This window comes from Streptomyces sp. NBC_00704, assembly GCF_036226605.1.
Classification (GTDB): domain Bacteria; phylum Actinomycetota; class Actinomycetes; order Streptomycetales; family Streptomycetaceae; genus Streptomyces.
In genome coordinates, this window is the sequence record NZ_CP109000.1 from 6512848 (window position 1) to 6529302 (window position 16455).

Genomic DNA, 16455 nt, shown 5'->3' on the forward strand with positions numbered 1-16455 from the left:
CGGTGGGCGACGGGCCACGACAGGAGGCCCGCGTCCGCGAACAGCGGTATGCCGTCGTGGCCAGCCGCGACCATGGTGAGCACGCCGAACCCCGTCTACGCGCCGAGAGCGCGGCCGACGGCCCGTCCGGTGCGGCCGCCGCGTGTCACGGAGTCGCCGCGAGCAGCGGACGCAGCCGGGTGGCGGCCAGCCGTGCCGCCCACGCCTCCGCCCGTCCGCGCCGCAGCGACGACATGGCGAGCAGGGCGGCCGCCGCGCCCGTGACGAGACCCGCCAGCACGTCGTGGGGGTAGTGCGCGCCGACCCAGACACGGGAGGCCGCCATCGCGCAGGCGGCCACCGCGGCGCACGCGCCGAGCCGGCGCGAGACGAAGAACAGGGCGACGGCCGCGGCGGCGGCGATGGCCGCGTGGTTGCTGGGGAAGGACCAGTCGCCGGGGGCCGGGCACGCCTCCAGCGTGGCCGCCCGCAGGCTCCGGCAGGGGCGGTCCTCGCGCACCAGCAGTTTCAGCGCGGCGTTCGTCCCGTACGCGGCGACCACGGCGACCGGCGCGGCGAGTGCCATGACCGCCGCGGCGGCGCCCGCACGCCGGGCCTGCCACCAGCCGACGGCCATGAGCACCGCGAACAACGCGAGCCCGTACGCGGACCACGCCGACACCGTGTCGTCGAGCCACGCGGGTGCGTGCCGGGCGAGGTCGACCACGTCGAGGTAGGCGGGGCCGTCGAGCGACGAGCCGTCGAGGGCGACGACCGTCCGCGTGCCGCCCGCGCTCCCCGTGAGTGGTGACCGGACGTCCGGCACGTTGACGGCGAGCTGCGACGATAGGTGCATGGCTGTGGTCATCGTCGGGAGCCTCTTCATCCTTCTCGCGGACCAGTGGACTGTCGCAGTGCCGGACGGATGGCATGACGGCGGCGTGACGAGGGCACGACGATCGCACGACGACGTCCGGCCACCGACTACAACCGTGTAGACGGCCTACCGCACTGTAGACGACGGCGGAACGAGGAACGCTCCCATGACCGGTGCCGATGCCCGTGCCCGTGCCCGTGCCCGTGCCGATGCCGATGCCTGTGCCGGTGCGAGGGACGAGCGGCGGCCGGCCGGCGAGCTGGAGGCCGCCGTCATGGCGGCGCTGTGGGCGGCCGGGGCCCCGCTCACCCCCGGGCGGGTGCAGACCGAACTCGGTTCCGGCCTCGCGCGGACCACGGTGGCGACGATACTGACGCGCTTGCACGAGAAGGGCGTCGTCAGCCGAGAGCGGCAGGGCCGCGGGTACGTCTACCTCCCGATGCAGGACGCCCCCGGCCTGACCGCCCGGCGCATGCACGGGGAACTCGACCGCGGCACGGACCGGCAGGCGGTCCTGGCCCGGTTCGTCGCCCAGCTCGGCTCCGCCGACGAGGAGTACCTGCGCCGCCTCCTCCAAGGTGACGAACGGTGACCGCCCCGCTGGTCGTCCGGCTGCCGCCGCCCTTCTCCGAGCCGCCCCCGGCCAGCCGCGCCGTTCACCGGTCGGCCCCGCCACCGCGTACCGCGTACCGCGCTGCGGGTGCCCACCGCACCGGAAGTCATCTAGGACGGAAACCGTCCTAGATCGCCGTTAGGTTGACGTCATGACGAAGACGACGTCCGTGGCGGCCCCCGTGCTCGGCGTGCGAGCCCTCAACCGCGCCACCCTCGACCGGCAGCTGCTGCTGCGCCGCTCGGCCCTGTCGGCCGCAGAGGCCGTGCGCCGTCTGGTCGGTCTCCAGGCGCAGAACGTGAAGCCTCCCTACTACGCCCTCGCCGCGCGCCTCGACGGCTTCGTCCCGCAGCAGCTGTCGACGCTCATGGCCGACCGCGAGGTCGTCCGCATCGTCAGCATGCGCTCCACCATCCACACCCACACCGCGGACGACTGCCTGAGCCTGCGCCCGTTCGTGCAGCCCGCCCGCGACCGCGAGCTGATCCACTTCCGCAAGGGCCTCGCCGGGGTCGACCTCGACCGGCTCGCCGTCCTCGCCCGCGACCTCGTGGAGAGCGAACCGCGCACCATGGCGCAACTGCGCGAGGCCCTGCACGCCGTGTGGCCCGAGGCCGACCCGGCCTCCCTCGCCGTCGCCGCCCGCTGCCGGCTGCCCCTGGTGCAGGTCACCCCGCGCGGACTGTGGGGCCGCAGCGGACAGGTCGCGCTGACCACCGCCGAGCACTGGCTCGGCCGCCCCGCCGAACCCGCGCCCGCCGCGGACGACGTCGTCCTGCGCTATCTGGCCGCGTTCGGCCCGGCCTCCGTCAAGGACATGCAGACCTGGGCCGGACTGACCCGGCTGTGCGAGGTCTTCGAGCGGCTGCGGCCCCGGCTGCTCGTCTTCCGCGACGAGCAGGGCGTCGAGCTGTTCGACCTGCCCGACGCCCCCCGCCCCGACCCCGAGACCCCGGCCCCGCCCCGCTTCCTCCCCGAGTTCGACAACCTGCTGCTCTCCCACGCCGACCGCACGCGGGTGATCCCTCCCGGGCAGTGGGGCCGCAGCTGGCAGGGCAACCAGGCGCACCGCACCCTCCTCGTCGACGGATTCCTGGCCGGGGTGTGGAAACCGGGGCCGGACGCCCTGGTCGTCGAGCCCTTCACCGACCTCACCCGGGCGCAGCGCGCCGACGTCCTCGCGGAGGGCGAGCGGATGCTGGCCGTGCTGCATCCGGGGGAGTCGCCCGACATCCGGTTCGGCCGGGTGCGGGCCGCGGACGAGTGACGGGCCGGGCGGCACGGCGAAACCCCCGCCGGCAGGCCGGCGGGGGAGTGGAGAGGAGGCGCTGCGGGCCGCTCGTGGAGGCTCGCAGCGCCCCCTGATCGTTCCCTGAGCGGTCCCCGGGGTGCGAGGGGCCGTCAGGAGTTCTTCGGGGCCGGGCGCGCGCCGGCTACGCGGTGACCTGCTCGGTCACCAGGTCGGAGAAGGCGGTCAGCCGGGTGTAGACACCCGGGTGACCGGCCTCCGCGCAGCCCTCGCCCCAAGAAGTGATCCCTGCCAGGGCGCCCCCGATGAGCAGGGGACCGCCGCTGTCGCCCTGGCAGGTGTCTGTGCCGCCGGAGGTGAATCCGGCGCAAACCATGTCGGTCGGGACGAAGTCCGAACCGTAGGAACTCGTGCAGTCGGCGTCGGACACGACCGGGACGGTCGCGGTCCGCAGCTGGTTGGAGGAGGCGCCGTTCTCCGACGTGGTGCCCCAGCCCAGGACGCGGGCGGTCGTGCCGGCCGCGTACACCCCGGTCTGCGACGAGGACACGTACGGCGCCGCGGTGTACGGCATCGACGTCGCCAGGGTCAGCACGGCCACGTCGTCGCCCCTGGTGGCGTCCGTGTAGTCCGGGTGGATCCAGATGCCGCTCACCCGGGCGACCGTGCCGTCGGTGCCGTCCAGATAGGTGCGCCCCCCGACGACGCGCACGCTGCTCGTGGTCTCGCCGGCCATGCAGTGGGCGGCGGTGACCACCTTGGTCGGCGAGACGAGCGTCCCGCCGCAGAACTGGTTCTGCGAGGCGTCGGTGATCTGCATCATGAACGGATAGGCGGTGGTCGTGGTGGTCGTGCCGCCGACGATCGGCTGTGGCGCCGCGACAGCGGTGGGGGCGCTGAGCAGTGCCGGGACCGCAGCGGCGGCGGTCGCCGCGACCACTGCTGCGGTCCTCTTCACGCGGTTGAGCCCGAGCATGGAACTCCTCGATGGAGACGGCCGGTGGGGGGTCGCGCGGGTGTGGGGGGTAGCACGGGGGACGCGGGACCGACCCCCGTGTGCCCGGGCGAGCGGCACGTCCCTTACGCTAGGGCTCGGTCACCGGTGCCCCCAATGAGGGAACCCCCTAAGGGAGTTGGGGCAGGGAAAACCCTCGGTCGGCCAAGCGGGCGCCAGGCCGCGGCCGCAGCCGTCGCCCCGGGACCGCGCGATGCGTCCGCCGCGCGCGGCGCACCGGCCAGGAGAAACCCACTAGGGACAGGTAGCCGCTGCGGGAGCGTTGTCCCGCCGATTCCTCACTTCGCGTGACGTCCTGCCGCCAGACGGACGATGTCCACCCGCGAGCGGATCCCCAGCTTGCGGTAGACCCGCGTCAGCGTCGCCTCGACCGTCTTGACGCTGATGAACAGGCGCGCGGCGATCTCCCGGTTGGTCGCGCCCTCCATGACGAGCGCGGCGACCTGACGCTCCATCGCGGCCAGCCCCTCCAGCACGTCGGACGCCTGCTGCTGTTGCTGCCGGCCGACGGCGGCCGGCCGCTGCGCCTGCGCCGCCGCGCCTTCCGCGGCGGCCCGCTCCACCTGACGCAGCCAGGGCAGCGCCCGGCACCGCCGGAACAGCCGCGCCGCCTCGTCGTACGACGTCGGCCCCGGCCCCGCCCCCGGCCGCAGCGTGCGCAGCCGGGCCAGCGCGAACGCCGCCCGCGCCTCCTCCAGGCCGTATCCCAGCTTGGCGAGCCGGTCCTGAACGGACGTCAGCCGGGCCAGCGCCGCCTCGTGGTCGCCGAGCGCGGCCCGCACCATCGCCTCCGAGCGGTCCAGCACGGCCAGCACGCTCTCCCGGTCCAGGCGCAGCGCGTGCTCGCGCGTGACGTCGATGACGTCCTGGGCTTCGCGGGGCTCGCCCACCCGCACCAGCGCCTCCGCGAGGTCGCCCTGCCAGCGGCCGCGCGCCGGGTCCGTGATGCGCAGCCCGGCCTCCAGCTCCCGCACCCGGCGCAGCGAGCCGACCGCGCCCGCGGCGTCCCCGGCCACCAGCTGGGCGTGGCCCAGCGCGGCGAGGGCGCGCGAGAGGTACATCTGGTCGCCGTCCTCCTCGGCGCGCTCCGCCGCCTCCCGGGCCAGCGCCAGCGCCCGGTCGACGTCGCCGCCCGAGGCCTCGGCGAGGGAGGCCAGCATCGCGGAGGCCCCCAGGCCGATGCCGGAGTCGCGGGCCAGCCGCAGGCTCTCGCGGGCCAGGTCGAGGGCGCGTCCGCAGTGCCCGGAGCGCAGTTCCGTCTCGGCGAGGAAGCGCTGGAAGTGCACCTCGCTCTCGACCATGCCGCGCCGGCGCACCTCGCGCAGCAGGGCGGTGATGGTCGAACGGGCCTCGGCCAGCTGGTCGCTCATCATCAGCCAGCGGAACCTGGCCGCGCCGACGCCGTTGTGATGGCAGGCCACGTACGGGTCCTGCGGCTCCTTCATCGCCTGCTTGATGGTCGCGGGCGCGTTCGGGTGGCCCATCAGGGTCTCGGTGGACGACTGGAACGACAGCGCCATCAGCTCGGTGCGCCGGTCGCCGCCGCGGGCGGCCAGCTCGGCCGCGTGCGCGGCCTCCTGCCGCGCCTCGGAGAAGTCGCCCTCGACGATCAGCTTGCGCCAGGCGAGGTGGTAGCGGACCAGCGCCAGCAGCCGGGGATCGTCCCCGGCGTCGGCCAGGGCCTGCGGGAAGACGGCGTCGACGTCGCCGAGCGCCTGCCCGGCGGCCTCGATGACCACCTCCCAGGCGCGGATCCGGTCGGCGGCCACGGTGGCCCGCGTCAGCACCTCGCGCGCGATGTCGCGGGCGAGGTCCACCTCGCCGGCCGTGATCGCGTCCTCGGCCGCCTGCAACCGGTGCCGGTCCGCGGCGGGCGTGCCGTCCTGCGGGGTGTGCCGGGCGGCGAGCAGCCCGAGCGAGGCGGCGACCGAGGGAGCGCCGCGGTCCCGGGAGAGCGCGGCGGCCTCGGCGAGCCGGGCGGCCACCTCCGGGTCGGTGCCGGTGGTGGCGAGGGCGAGGTTGCGGGCCCGCTCGATGGGGTCGGACGCGGCGGTGGACAGCGCTGCGTGCGCGGCCCGCCGCTCCTGGGCGGGGGCCTCCGCGTACAGCGCCGCCGAGATCAGCGGATGCGTGAAGCGCACGGCGGGCCCCTCGGGCTCGGTCGTCAGCAGCCCCAGCTCGGCGGCGCGCGCGGTCTCCGCCTCGGCGTTCTCGCGGCCGGCCGCGTGCAGCAGGGCCAGCGTGGGGCGGGCGCCGGCGCTGGCCACCAGCAGGGTGCGCCGGGCCTCCGCGGAGAGCATGTCGAGGCGGCTGAGGACCAGGTCGCGCAGCGAGGTCGGCACCGGCAGCGGCTCGCCCGGCCGGGGCGGCGTCGGGTTCTCGCCGAGGGCGCGGCCCAGTTCCAGCGCGAAGAGGGGGTTGCCGCCGCTGGTGCGGTGGATCTCCCGCATCGTCGAGCGGGGCAGGTCGGTGTAGCCGCGGTGGTCGAGCAGCGCGGAGACCTGGGCGCTCGAGAGCGGGTTGAGGCGGACGGCGAGCGTGTCGGGCGGGGAGGCGCGGAGATGGCGGTCGTACTCCTGGCCCTCGGTGCGGACCGCGCAGAGCAGCTGGACGGGGGTGTCGCCGAGGCGGCGCGCGGCGAAGCCGAGCAGCTCGGCGCTGGCCGAGTCCAGCCATTGCAGGTCGTCGGCGACGAGCAGGACCGGGCGCGTCGCGGCCAGGGCGCGCAGCGCCGACAGGACGGCGAGCCGCAGCGCGAGGCCGTCGCGTTGCAGGGTCGACTCGCCCCGGCCGGTCAGCGCGGACTCCAGGGCGGTGCGCTGGGCGGCGGGCAGCTTGTCCGAGATCTCGTCGAGGACCAGCCCGAAGAGATCGGCCAGGGCCAGGAACGGCAGGTGCGATTCCGACTCGGTGGCCGAGCAGCGCAGCACGGTGCGCGCCGCGTCGCCGTAATCCGCGGCCAATGCCCGCAGCACGGTCGACTTTCCTATTCCGGCCGGGCCGTGCAGCAGCACACTGCCGCCGCGGGTCAGCTGCTCGCGGGCGGTCGCGTACAGCTCGTCCCTGCCGATGACCAGGTCGGGGCGGCATCGGGCAGGCTCCTTGAAGTCCCGTCGCACGGTCACCGCTCCCCTCCGAGTGTCGTGTCCGGGCCAAATTCTAGGCACCGACTCTTTGAAATTCGGAGGCGCGGCGTGGTGAGGGATATAACAACCTGGTGCACAGGCAAATTCATGGTGACAGTGAGTGAATAATCGCTTGTCGTGAGGGGCTCCCTGGCTTGATGTGATCGCTCCTCGCCGGCGCCCCGCAAGGCGCCCGCCGCGGCCGCGCCGCACCGCCCCCGAAGGGGCGCGGCGGCCTCGCGCTACGGCAGCAGACCCGCCCTGCGGGCCGCGACCACCGCCTCTCCCCGGGTGCGCGCGCCCAGCCTGCGCATCGCCGACCTCAGATAGCCCTTCACCGTCTCCGCGCGCAGCCCCAGCCGCTCGGCGGCGGCGGCGTTCGTCGCCCCCGCCGCCACACACGCCAGCACGTCCAGCTCACGCGGGGCCAGCACCACCGCCGGGCGCTCCGGCTCACCCGGCGAGCCCGGCGCGAGCAGCCCGCACGCGTCGAGCAGCTCCGCGCGCAGCACCGGGTCGGCGATCCGCGGGGCCAGGGCGCGCAGCGCGGCATGCGCCTCGCGCACCTGCTCCCAGCCGGCCGCCGCACCCCCACCCGGCCCGGCGGCCGCCGCCGCGCGCTCCTCGGCCGCCGCCAGCAGATCGCGCGCCTCGTCCTGGACGACCAGCGCCTGCTCCACGTCCCGCGCGGCCTGCACCGCCGCGGTCAGCGTGCGCTCGCCCAGCGGCTGCGCCGTGCGCAGCGCGCCGTACAGCACCCCGCGCACCCGGCGGCGCACCACCACCGGGATCGCCAGCACCGAGCGCAGCCCCTCCTCGGCGACGGCCGCGTCGTACTCGTGACTGATCTGCCGCGACAGCGAGTAGTCGGTCACCGCGCACGGCCGGGCCAGCGCCACCGCCTTGCCGCCCAGACCGTTTCCCGAGGTCACCGCCAGCCCGCGCAGCGCGAGCCCGGCCGCCCCGCTGAACTCGCTGATCCGCATCCGCTGCCGCCCCGGCTCCACCAGCCCGCCGAAGGCGACCGGCAGCCCGGTCGCGCGCCGCAGCCGCATCAGCGCCCCGCCGATCTGAGCCGTTCCGGCTGCGTCCGCCGCCACCTTGCCGCCCTTTCCGCGCGCCGTCGTGCCGCACACCCCCGTTCGGGGGTAGTGAGACCTGCATCACGGATTACACGATGGCAGAGAGCCGCCCGCAATGGTCCGGCGCCACGGGAGTGTGCCGCAGGGACGCGCCGCTGTCGAGCGCGTTCCCACGGCCCCGGGCAACACAGCCAAGAGAGCGAGGAGGACCGATGACGACGGCGACGGAGCGCTTCCGCGCAGCCCGCGACTTCCTGCTGGAGCACCGCGAGGACTACACGACCGCCTACGAGCGTTTCGCGTGGCCCCGGCCGGAGCGCTTCAACTGGGCCCTGGACTGGTTCGACGCCATCGCCGAGGGCAACGGGCGCACCGCCCTGCACATCGTCGAGGAGGACGGCCGCGAGACGCGGCTCAGCTTCGCCGAGCTGTCGGAGCGCTCGGACCGGGCCGCCAACTGGCTGCGCGCCCGCGGCGTCGCCGCCGAGGACCGCGTCCTCGTCATGCTGGGCAACCAGGCCGAGCTGTGGGAGACCGCGCTGGCCGCCATGAAGCTGCGCGCGGTCGTCATCCCCGCCACCCCGCTGCTGGGCCCCGCCGACCTCGCCGACCGCGTCGAACGCGGCCGGGTCCGGCACGTCCTGGTCCGCGCCGAGGACGCCGCCAAGTTCGACGACGTCCCCGGCGACTACACCCGCATCGCGGTCGGCGGCGCCCCCGAGGGCTGGCACCGCTACGAGGACGCCTACGGCGCCCCGGCCGGCTTCACGCCCGACGGCCCCACCCTCGCCGACGACCCGCTGATGCTGTACTTCACGTCCGGCACGACCGCCCGCCCCAAGCTGGTGGAGCACACCCACACCTCGTACCCGGTCGGACACCTGGCCACGATGTACTGGATCGGGCTCAAGCCCCACGACGTGCACCTCAACATCTCCTCGCCCGGCTGGGCCAAGCACGCCTGGTCCAACCTCTTCGCCCCCTGGAACGCCGAGGCGACCGTCTTCATCCACCACTACACCCGCTTCGACCCGGCCCGGCTCATGGCGGAGATGGACCGCGCGGGCGTGACGACGTTCTGCGCCCCGCCGACCGTCTGGCGCATGCTCATCCAGGCCGACCTCACCCAGCTGCGCACCCCGCCCCGCGAGGCCGTCGCCGCGGGCGAGCCCCTCAACCCCGAGGTCATCGAACAGGTGCGGCGCGCCTGGGGCGTCACCGTCCGGGACGGCTTCGGCCAGACCGAGACGGCCGTGCAGATCGCCAACAGCCCCGGCCAGGAACTGAAGTCCGGCTCCATGGGCCGGCCGAGCCCCGGCTACCGGGTGGAGCTCCTCGACCCGGTCTCCGGCGCGCCGGGCGCCCGGGAGGGCGAGATCGCGCTCGACCTGTCCGCCCGCCCGGTGGGCCTGATGACCGGCTACCACGGCGACCCCGACCGCACGGCGGAGGCGATGGCCGGCGGCTACTACCGCACCGGCGACATCGGCAGCCGCGACGACGACGGGTACCTCACCTACGTCGGCCGGGCCGACGACGTCTTCAAGGCCTCCGACTACAAGATCAGCCCCTTCGAGCTGGAGAGCGCGCTGCTGGAGCACGAGGCGGTCGCCGAGGCGGCCGTCGTCCCCGCCCCCGACGAACTGCGCCTGGCCGTGCCCAAGGCGTACATCGTCCTCGCCGAGGGCTGGGAGCCCGGCCCGGACACCGCCAAGGTGCTGTTCGAGCACTCCCGCCAGGTCCTCGCCCCCTACAAGCGCCTGCGACGGCTGGAGTTCGCCCCGCTGCCCAAGACGGTCAGCGGCAAGATCCGCCGCATCGAGCTGCGCGAGGCCACGGCGGCGGGCTCGGCCGACGAGTACCGCGAGGAGGACGTCCGATGAGCGGCGGCTCCCCCTCCACGCAGGACAGCCCCGCACCGGACAGCCCCGCACCGGACAGCCCCGCACCGGACAGCCCCGTGCCGGACAGCTCCGCCGCGGGCGGGCGGGGCGCGGGCGGGCCGGTCGCGTCCGCTCCCGGCCCGGCGTACGCGCACGGGACGAGCACCACGGGCCTGCTCGGGGACACCATCGGCGAGAACCTGGACCGGGCGGTGGCCGCCTGGCCGGACCGCGAGGCCCTCGTCGACGTGCCCTCCGGACGGCGCTGGACGTACGCCGCCTTCGCCGCGGACGTCGACCGGCTGGCGTGCGCGCTGCTCGCGAGCGGCGTCGCCAAGGGCGACCGCGTCGGCATCTGGGCGGTCAACTGCCCCGAGTGGGTGCTGGTCCAGTACGCCACCGCCCGCATCGGCGCGATCATGGTGAACATCAACCCCGCCTACCGCACCCACGAGGTCGAGTACGTCCTCAACCAGGCCGGGATCTCGGTGCTGTTCGCCTCGCTCAGCCACCGCACGAGCGACTACCGGGCCATGGTCGAGCAGGTGCGCGGCAGATGCCTGCTCCTGCGCGAGACCGTCTACATCGGCGATCCGGGCTGGGACGCCCTGCTGCGCCGCGCCACGCCCGGCGGCCACGAGGAACTCCGGGCCCGCGCGGCCGAGTTGTCCTGCGACGACCCGATCAACATCCAGTACACGTCGGGGACGACGGGCTTCCCCAAGGGCGCCACCCTCTCCCACCACAACATCCTCAACAACGGGTACTTCGTGGGGGAGTCGATCGCCTACGGCGAGCGGGACCGGATCTGCGTCCCGGTGCCGTTCTACCACTGCTTCGGCATGGTGATGGGAAACCTCGCGGCGACCTCGCACGGCGCCTGCGTCGTCATCCCGGCCCCCTCCTTCGACCCGGAGGCCACGCTGGAGGCCGTCCAGCGGGAACGCTGCACCTCGCTGTACGGCGTGCCGACGATGTTCATCGCCGAGCTGAACCTGCCCGACTTCGCGGCCTACGACCTCTCCTCGCTGCGCACCGGCATCATGGCGGGCTCGCCCTGCCCGGCGGAGGTGATGAAGCGCGTGGTCGCGGAGATGAACATGGCGCAGGTGTCGATCTGTTACGGCATGACCGAGACCTCGCCCGTCTCCACCCAGACGCGCCGGGACGACGACCTGGAGCACCGCACCGGCACCGTCGGCAGCGTGCTGCCGCACCTCGAGGTCAAGGTCGTGGACCCGGTGGACGGCGTGACCCGGCCGCGCGGCCTCCCCGGCGAACTGTGCACCCGCGGCTACAGCGTGATGCTCGGCTACTGGAACGAGCCGGACAAGACCGCCGAGGTGATCGACGCGGGGCGCTGGATGCACACCGGGGACCTGGCGGTGATGCGGGAGGACGGCTACGTGGAGATCGTCGGCCGCATCAAGGACATGATCATCAGGGGCGGGGAGAACATCTACCCGCGGGAGATCGAGGAGTTCCTCTACGGCCACCCGAAGATCAGGGACGTCCAGGTCGTCGGGATCCCGCACGAGAAGTACGGCGAGGAGGTCCTCGCCTGCGTCATCCCGGGCGATCCCGCGGACCCGCTCACGCTGGAGGAACTGCGCGCGTACTGCCGGGGCCGCCTGGCGCACTACAAGATCCCCAGCAGGCTCCAGATCCTGGACGCCTTCCCCATGACCGTGTCGGGGAAGGTGCGCAAGATCGAACTGCGCGAGAAGTACGCGCTCTAGGAGTCCCGCGGCGGTGTGCGCCGCTCCCGGCCGCGGACGCCACGCCCGCCGTGGGCGTCCCCGCCCTCGCGGGCGTCCGCGGCGGCGAGGGCGCCGGCCGTGGCGTTGACCGGCTGCGGGGCGCCGGTGAGGTCCAGCACGAACAGCGGCACACCGAGCCGGTCGGCGCTCTCCCGGGCGTCGTCGGTGTACCCGGCGAGGGAGAAGTACACGCACTCGGCGGACTCCGTCATCGCCGTCAGCCACAGGCACTCCACGTCCCGCGCCGAGGCCGGGTGCACGCTCGGGTCGACCTGGGCGACGAGCCCGCGGGCGGCGAGGCCGATGCCGGAGGTGGGCCGCTGGTCGGCCCGCCGGATGTCCCCGTGCCCCAGCCGGTTCAGGTGCAGCGCCGCGGCGGTCACGACGTCCCGCGCGGTACGGATGGCGACGGGCCGGAACGCGCCCCGGCGCGGCGGAGGGACGGACCCCCGGCCGTCGCCGGCCTCTCCCGCCGGCTCGCGCGCCCCGCAAGACTCCGGCCCGGCCGCTGACTCCGGCTCCGCGACGAGCCCGGACTCGGACTCCGCGACGGTCTCGGTCTCGGACTCGGGCTCCCCGACGGTCTCGGAGTCCGGCTCGGCCGCGTGGTCGGTCACCGGGATGCGCAGCAGCATTCCGCAGGCGCAGCCCAGTTCGGGCCGCGGCCACTGGTCGCGGCGCCCGCAGGCGCGGCAGCCCAGGACGATCCACTCGTCGTCCCAGGCCCGGTGGGCGACGGCCGTCGGCGCCGTGCGCGGGTCGAGCACCGGCGTGACGGGGGAGCCGCACGCGCACGGGTAGGACGGCACGGTGTAGCGGCGCTCGCGCCGACAGGCCGGGCAGCGCACCGGCACGCTCTCGGACATGGCCCCCATCGTCCTCCTCCGGTCCGCTCCTGTCCGTCTCTTGACGACCTTTGCGCACCCACTTACATTGCTTCCAGATAGCAGAAAACTTTTTCCGCAATACGGAAGTGCGGAAACGGTGGACAGAGGAAGGGCTCACCGCGGGGCGCGACGGGAGAGCGAATCCGACAGCTGAAGCAGCTGAAGCAGTCGAAGCAGGAGTACTCCATGGCTCGTATGACCGCTGCCCGTGCGGCAGTCGAGATCCTCAAGCGCGAAGGCGTCACCAGCGCGTTCGGCGTCCCCGGCGCGGCGATCAACCCGTTCTACGCGGCGCTCGCGGCCTCCGGCGGCATCGGCCACACCCTCGCCCGCCATGTCGAGGGCGCCTCGCACATGGCCGAGGGCTACACCCGCACCCACCCCGGCAACATCGGCGTGTGCGTCGGCACTTCCGGTCCGGCCGGCACCGACATGATCACCGGGCTGTACTCCGCCATCGGCGACTCGATCCCGATCCTGTGCATCACGGGCCAGGCGCCGACCGCCGTGATCCACAAGGAGGACTTCCAGGCCGTCGACATCGCCTCCATCGCCCGGCCGGTGACCAAGATGGCGGTCACCGTCCTGGAGGCGGGGCAGGTGCCCGGGGTGTTCCAGCAGGCCTTCCACCTGATGCGCTCGGGCCGGCCCGGACCGGTGCTGATCGACCTCCCGGTCGACGTCCAGCAGACCGAGATCGAGTTCGACCCGGATGCCTACGAGCCGCTGCCCGTCCACCGGCCGGCCGCGACCCCCGCGCAGATCGACAAGGCGCTGCGCATGCTGAACGCGGCAGAGCGGCCGCTGATCGTCGCGGGCGGCGGCGTCATCTCCGCGGACGCCTCCGAACTCCTGCGGGAATTCGCCGAGTTGACGGGAATTCCGGTCATCCCGACCCTGATGGGCTGGGGCGCCCTCCCCGACGACCACGAGCTGAACGCCGGCATGGTGGGGCTCCAGACCTCCCACCGCTACGGCAACGCGACGTTCCTGGAGTCCGACTTCGTCCTCGGCGTCGGCAACCGCTGGGCCAACCGCCACACCGGCCGCATCGACGTCTACACGGCCGGCCGCACCTTCGTTCACGTCGACGTCGAGCCCACCCAGATCGGCAGGATCTTCGCCCCCGACTACGGGATCGCCTCGGACGCCAAGGCCGCGCTGCGCCTCTTCGTCGAGGCGGCGCGGGAGTCGAAGGCGTCCGGCGCGCTGCCCGACCGGTCCGCCTGGGCGGCCGCCGCACGGGAGAAGAAGGCCACCCTGCTGCGCCGGACGCACTTCGACGACATCCCGATCAAGCCGCAGCGCGTCTACGAGGAGATGAACAAGGCCTTCGGCCCCGAGACGCGGTACGTCACCACCATCGGCCTCTCGCAGATCGCCGGCGCCCAGATGCTGCACGTCTACCGGCCGCGGCACTGGATCAACTGCGGCCAGGCCGGGCCGCTCGGCTGGACGATCCCGGCGGCGCTCGGCGTCGCCAAGGCCGACCCCGAGGCACAGGTCGTCGCCCTCTCGGGGGACTACGACTTCCAGTTCATGATCGAGGAGCTGGCGGTCGGGGCGCAGCACAAGATCCCGTACGTGCACGTCCTCGTCAACAACTCCTATCTGGGCCTGATCCGCCAGGCGCAGCGGGCGTTCGACATGGACTTCGAGGTCAAGCTGGAGTTCGAGAACGTCAACTCGCCGGAGCTGGGCGTGTACGGCGTCGACCACGTCAAGGTCGTCGAGGGCCTCGGCTGCAAGGCGATCCGGGTGACGGACCCCGCGGAGCTGGGCGCGGCCTTCGAGGAGGCGAAGAAGCTCGCCGCCGAGTTCCGGGTGCCCGTGGTCGTCGAGGCCGTCCTGGAGCGGGTCACCAACATCTCGATGAGCGGCACCAACGACATCGGCGACGTCGTGGAGTTCGAGGAACTGGCCACGGAGCCGGGTCACGCGCCCACGTCGGTCCGGGCACTGAAGGTCTGAGCGGGAGCGAGGGCGGCGGCGCGGACGCCGACACGGAAGGGGCGGCCCGAGCGGGCCGCCCCTTCCGTGTGCGGTGCCGGGGAGGGACGGCACGTCCCCCGTCCCGTCGTCCTCCCCGTCACGCGGGACCTGCCGCCCCCGTGCCGGCGGGCCCCGCGTGCACACAATGTGCCCTACTCCGGGGGCGGTTGGAGCCCACGGAACAGCGTTCAGAGGTTGATTTGAGGTTGGGCCGCCCTTCCGGCGCGTCCCCGTGGCGTCCCTGTCGCCGGCCCCCTATCGCGCGTCCGCGGGCCCGCCGTGCTCCTCGGACAGTCCGGGCCAGTCGTCGGGGCCGCCGCCCTGCCATTCGATGAGGTCGTCCTCCTCGACCTCGATGCGGTCCAGGTCGGCCAGGCGCAGGATCTCCACGACGTCGTCGAGATGCGTGGCGAGGCCGAGCACCGCGTCGCCGGAGGTGACCCGGCGGGAGCCGTCCAGGGCCGGGGGGTGCACCACGATGTGCGGAGGTCGCGCGGGATCGCCCATGCCCCCAGCGTCCTGCGGACGGGCGCGATCCGCACGTCGGACGCCCTCTTCGTCGGCCGGACGGCCGCCGGACGGCCGCCGGACGGGCGGCTGCGCCGGGTGCGGACGTGCGGGCGCCCCCGTCGGCGGGGGGGCGGGGGCGTGTCGTGCAGGGTCGTGTGGCCGTCCGACGGCGCGAGGCTGGGCGCGACAGGACGTTCGCGCCGCCGGACGGGGCCCGGTGGGGCGGGGACCGCGGCGGGTGCGACGGAACCGGGGACGCCTTCCCTCAGGTCGAGAAGGGCGCTCGGGTCCTTCACCACCGCACTGGCTCACACGCCGCCGCGGTCCTCACCGGACCCGCACGCGCCGGGACGGTCACCCCTCATCCGGGCCGTCCCCGCGGTGCGGGCCGTTCGTGCGGCCGGTCCTCGCGGGGGCGCGGGGACCGGCTCCTCGTCCACCGGGAACCGCGGGAGTGCGGCCGGTGGGGTTCGGTCGGTGCGGGGGGTTCCGGGCGGCGGTCGTCGCTGGGCGCGACAGGACATGTGTCGACGACGCCGCCGCCCGGAAGCTTTCGGGGGCCGGGCTCAGACCCGCGCGCCCGAGAGCCGCTCGACGGCCCGCAGCAGCGCCGAGTGGTCCAGGCCGCCGTCGCCCTGCGCGCGCAGGCTCGCGACCAGCTGGGCGACGACCGCGCCGACGGGCAGGGCCGCGCCGACGTTGCGGGCGGCGTCCGTGACGATCCCCATGTCCTTGTGGTGCAGGTCGATCCGGAAGCCCGGCCTGAAGTCGCGGGCGAGGAAGTTGTCCTTCTTGCGGGTCAGGACGGTGGAGCCGGCGAGGCCGCCGTTCAGGACGTCCAGCGCCGCCTTCAGGTCCACGCCCGACTTCTCCAGGAAGACCACGGCCTCGGCGCACGCCTGGATGTTGACGGCGACGATCAGCTGGTTGGCGGCCTTCACGGTCTGCCCGCAGCCGTGCGGGCCGCACAGCACGACGGTCCTGCCCAGCGCGTCGAAGATCGGCTCGGCCCGGTCGAAGTCCGCCTGGTCGCCGCCGACCATGATGGACAGCACGGCCTCGATCGCGCCGGCCTCGCCGCCGGACACCGGGGCGTCGAGCACCCGGATGCCCTTGTCCGCGGCGGCCCTCGCCAGGTCGACCGAGGTCTGCGGGGTGATCGAGGACATGTCGATCAGGAGCGTGCCCGGCCTCGCGTTCTCGAGGATGCCGTCCGGCCCGTAGGCGATCGCCTCGACCTGAGGGGAGGCCGGGACCATGGTGATCACGACGTCGGCGTCGCGCACGGCGTCCGCGATCGAGGCGGCCGCGGTGCCGCCGGCGGCGGTGAGCCGGTCCAGCTTGTCCTGCTCCAGGGTGAAGCCGGTGACGTCGTAGCCCGCCTTGACGAGGTTCTCGGACATGGGGGAGCCCATGATGCCGAGGCCTATCCAGGCGACCTTGGGAAGACTGCTCATGACGAAACGCCTCTCGGTGCGGGGGT

At 74.0% G+C, this 16455-nt stretch carries 12 protein-coding genes; 5 read left to right on the forward strand and 7 right to left on the reverse strand.

What is annotated here, in order from left to right; genetic code table 11:
- Window positions 1-145: 145 nt before the first annotated feature.
- Window positions 146-847, reverse strand: coding sequence for a phosphatase PAP2 family protein (locus tag OG802_RS28280; RefSeq protein WP_329414942.1), 702 nt, complete (start codon window positions 845-847; stop codon window positions 146-148).
- A 175-nt stretch (window positions 848-1022) separates the two neighbouring features.
- On the opposite strand from OG802_RS28280, the gene OG802_RS28285 reads away from it, so the two are divergent.
- Both OG802_RS28285 and OG802_RS28290 read left to right on the forward strand, forming a co-directional pair.
- Window positions 1023-1448 carry a BlaI/MecI/CopY family transcriptional regulator gene (locus tag OG802_RS28285; RefSeq protein ID WP_443055387.1) on the forward strand — a complete coding sequence of 142 codons (426 nt, stop codon included), beginning with the start codon at window positions 1023-1025 and terminating at the stop codon, window positions 1446-1448.
- Window positions 1449-1620: 172 nt separating this feature from the next.
- A complete protein-coding gene (locus OG802_RS28290; RefSeq protein WP_329414943.1) occupies window positions 1621-2736 on the forward strand; it encodes a winged helix DNA-binding domain-containing protein in 1116 nt (371 codons plus the stop codon).
- Between the two features lie 166 nt (window positions 2737-2902).
- On the opposite strand, the gene OG802_RS28295 is transcribed toward OG802_RS28290, so the two are convergent.
- The 3 genes from OG802_RS28295 to OG802_RS28305 form a co-directional block, all read right to left on the reverse strand.
- Window positions 2903-3694, reverse strand: coding sequence for a S1 family peptidase (locus OG802_RS28295; protein WP_329414944.1), 792 nt, complete (start codon window positions 3692-3694; stop codon window positions 2903-2905).
- A gap of 317 nt (window positions 3695-4011) precedes the next feature.
- On the reverse strand, window positions 4012-6858 hold the full coding sequence (locus tag OG802_RS28300) for a helix-turn-helix transcriptional regulator (RefSeq protein WP_329414946.1): 2847 nt from the start codon (window positions 6856-6858) through the stop codon (window positions 4012-4014).
- A gap of 242 nt (window positions 6859-7100) precedes the next feature.
- On the reverse strand, window positions 7101-7958 hold the full coding sequence (locus OG802_RS28305; RefSeq protein WP_329414948.1) for a response regulator transcription factor: 858 nt from the start codon (window positions 7956-7958) through the stop codon (window positions 7101-7103).
- Window positions 7959-8152: 194 nt separating this feature from the next.
- On the opposite strand from OG802_RS28305, the gene OG802_RS28310 reads away from it, so the two are divergent.
- Together OG802_RS28310 and OG802_RS28315 are read left to right on the forward strand one after the other, a co-directional pair.
- The gene (locus OG802_RS28310; protein ID WP_329414950.1) at window positions 8153-9823 is read left to right on the forward strand and encodes an AMP-binding protein; all 1671 of its coding nucleotides are present in this window, start codon (window positions 8153-8155) and stop codon (window positions 9821-9823) included.
- A complete protein-coding gene (locus tag OG802_RS28315) occupies window positions 9820-11562 on the forward strand; it encodes an AMP-binding protein (RefSeq protein WP_329414952.1) in 1743 nt (580 codons plus the stop codon). The genes OG802_RS28310 and OG802_RS28315 overlap by 4 nt, the downstream gene beginning before the upstream one ends.
- Here OG802_RS28315 and OG802_RS28320 read toward each other — a convergent pair.
- Window positions 11559-12449, reverse strand: a complete 891-nt coding sequence (locus tag OG802_RS28320; RefSeq protein ID WP_329414954.1) for a hypothetical protein — start codon at window positions 12447-12449, stop codon at window positions 11559-11561. The genes OG802_RS28315 and OG802_RS28320 overlap by 4 nt on opposite strands.
- Before the next feature lie 207 nt (window positions 12450-12656).
- Between OG802_RS28320 and gcl the strand changes: the two genes are divergently transcribed.
- On the forward strand, window positions 12657-14441 hold the full coding sequence (gcl, locus tag OG802_RS28325) for a glyoxylate carboligase (RefSeq protein WP_329414956.1): 1785 nt from the start codon (window positions 12657-12659) through the stop codon (window positions 14439-14441).
- A 276-nt stretch (window positions 14442-14717) separates the two neighbouring features.
- Here the strand turns inward: gcl and OG802_RS28330 are convergent, their stop codons facing one another.
- Both OG802_RS28330 and OG802_RS28335 read right to left on the reverse strand, forming a co-directional pair.
- The gene (locus OG802_RS28330) at window positions 14718-14969 is read right to left on the reverse strand and encodes a hypothetical protein (RefSeq protein ID WP_329414958.1); all 252 of its coding nucleotides are present in this window, start codon (window positions 14967-14969) and stop codon (window positions 14718-14720) included.
- Between the two features lie 569 nt (window positions 14970-15538).
- On the reverse strand, window positions 15539-16429 hold the full coding sequence (locus tag OG802_RS28335; RefSeq protein ID WP_329414959.1) for a 2-hydroxy-3-oxopropionate reductase: 891 nt from the start codon (window positions 16427-16429) through the stop codon (window positions 15539-15541).
- Window positions 16430-16455: the final 26 nt, after the last annotated feature.

Bases quoted from the DNA above. Each gene is read 5' to 3' on its own strand.
- OG802_RS28285 (WP_443055387.1), top strand. From the start codon at position 1,023: ATGACCGGTGCCGATGCCCGTGCCCGTGCCCGTGCCCGTGCCGATGCC.
- OG802_RS28320 (WP_329414954.1), bottom strand. From the start codon at position 12,449: ATGTCCGAGAGCGTGCCGGTGCGCTGCCCGGCCTGTCGGCGCGAGCGC.
- OG802_RS28310 (WP_329414950.1), top strand. From the start codon at position 8,153: ATGACGACGGCGACGGAGCGCTTCCGCGCAGCCCGCGACTTCCTGCTG.
- OG802_RS28315 (WP_329414952.1), top strand. From the start codon at position 9,820: ATGAGCGGCGGCTCCCCCTCCACGCAGGACAGCCCCGCACCGGACAGC.
- OG802_RS28295 (WP_329414944.1), bottom strand. From the start codon at position 3,694: ATGCTCGGGCTCAACCGCGTGAAGAGGACCGCAGCAGTGGTCGCGGCG.
- OG802_RS28330 (WP_329414958.1), bottom strand. From the start codon at position 14,969: ATGGGCGATCCCGCGCGACCTCCGCACATCGTGGTGCACCCCCCGGCC.
- OG802_RS28290 (WP_329414943.1), top strand. From the start codon at position 1,621: ATGACGAAGACGACGTCCGTGGCGGCCCCCGTGCTCGGCGTGCGAGCC.
- gcl (WP_329414956.1), top strand. From the start codon at position 12,657: ATGGCTCGTATGACCGCTGCCCGTGCGGCAGTCGAGATCCTCAAGCGC.
- OG802_RS28335 (WP_329414959.1), bottom strand. From the start codon at position 16,429: ATGAGCAGTCTTCCCAAGGTCGCCTGGATAGGCCTCGGCATCATGGGC.
- OG802_RS28280 (WP_329414942.1), bottom strand. From the start codon at position 847: ATGACCACAGCCATGCACCTATCGTCGCAGCTCGCCGTCAACGTGCCG.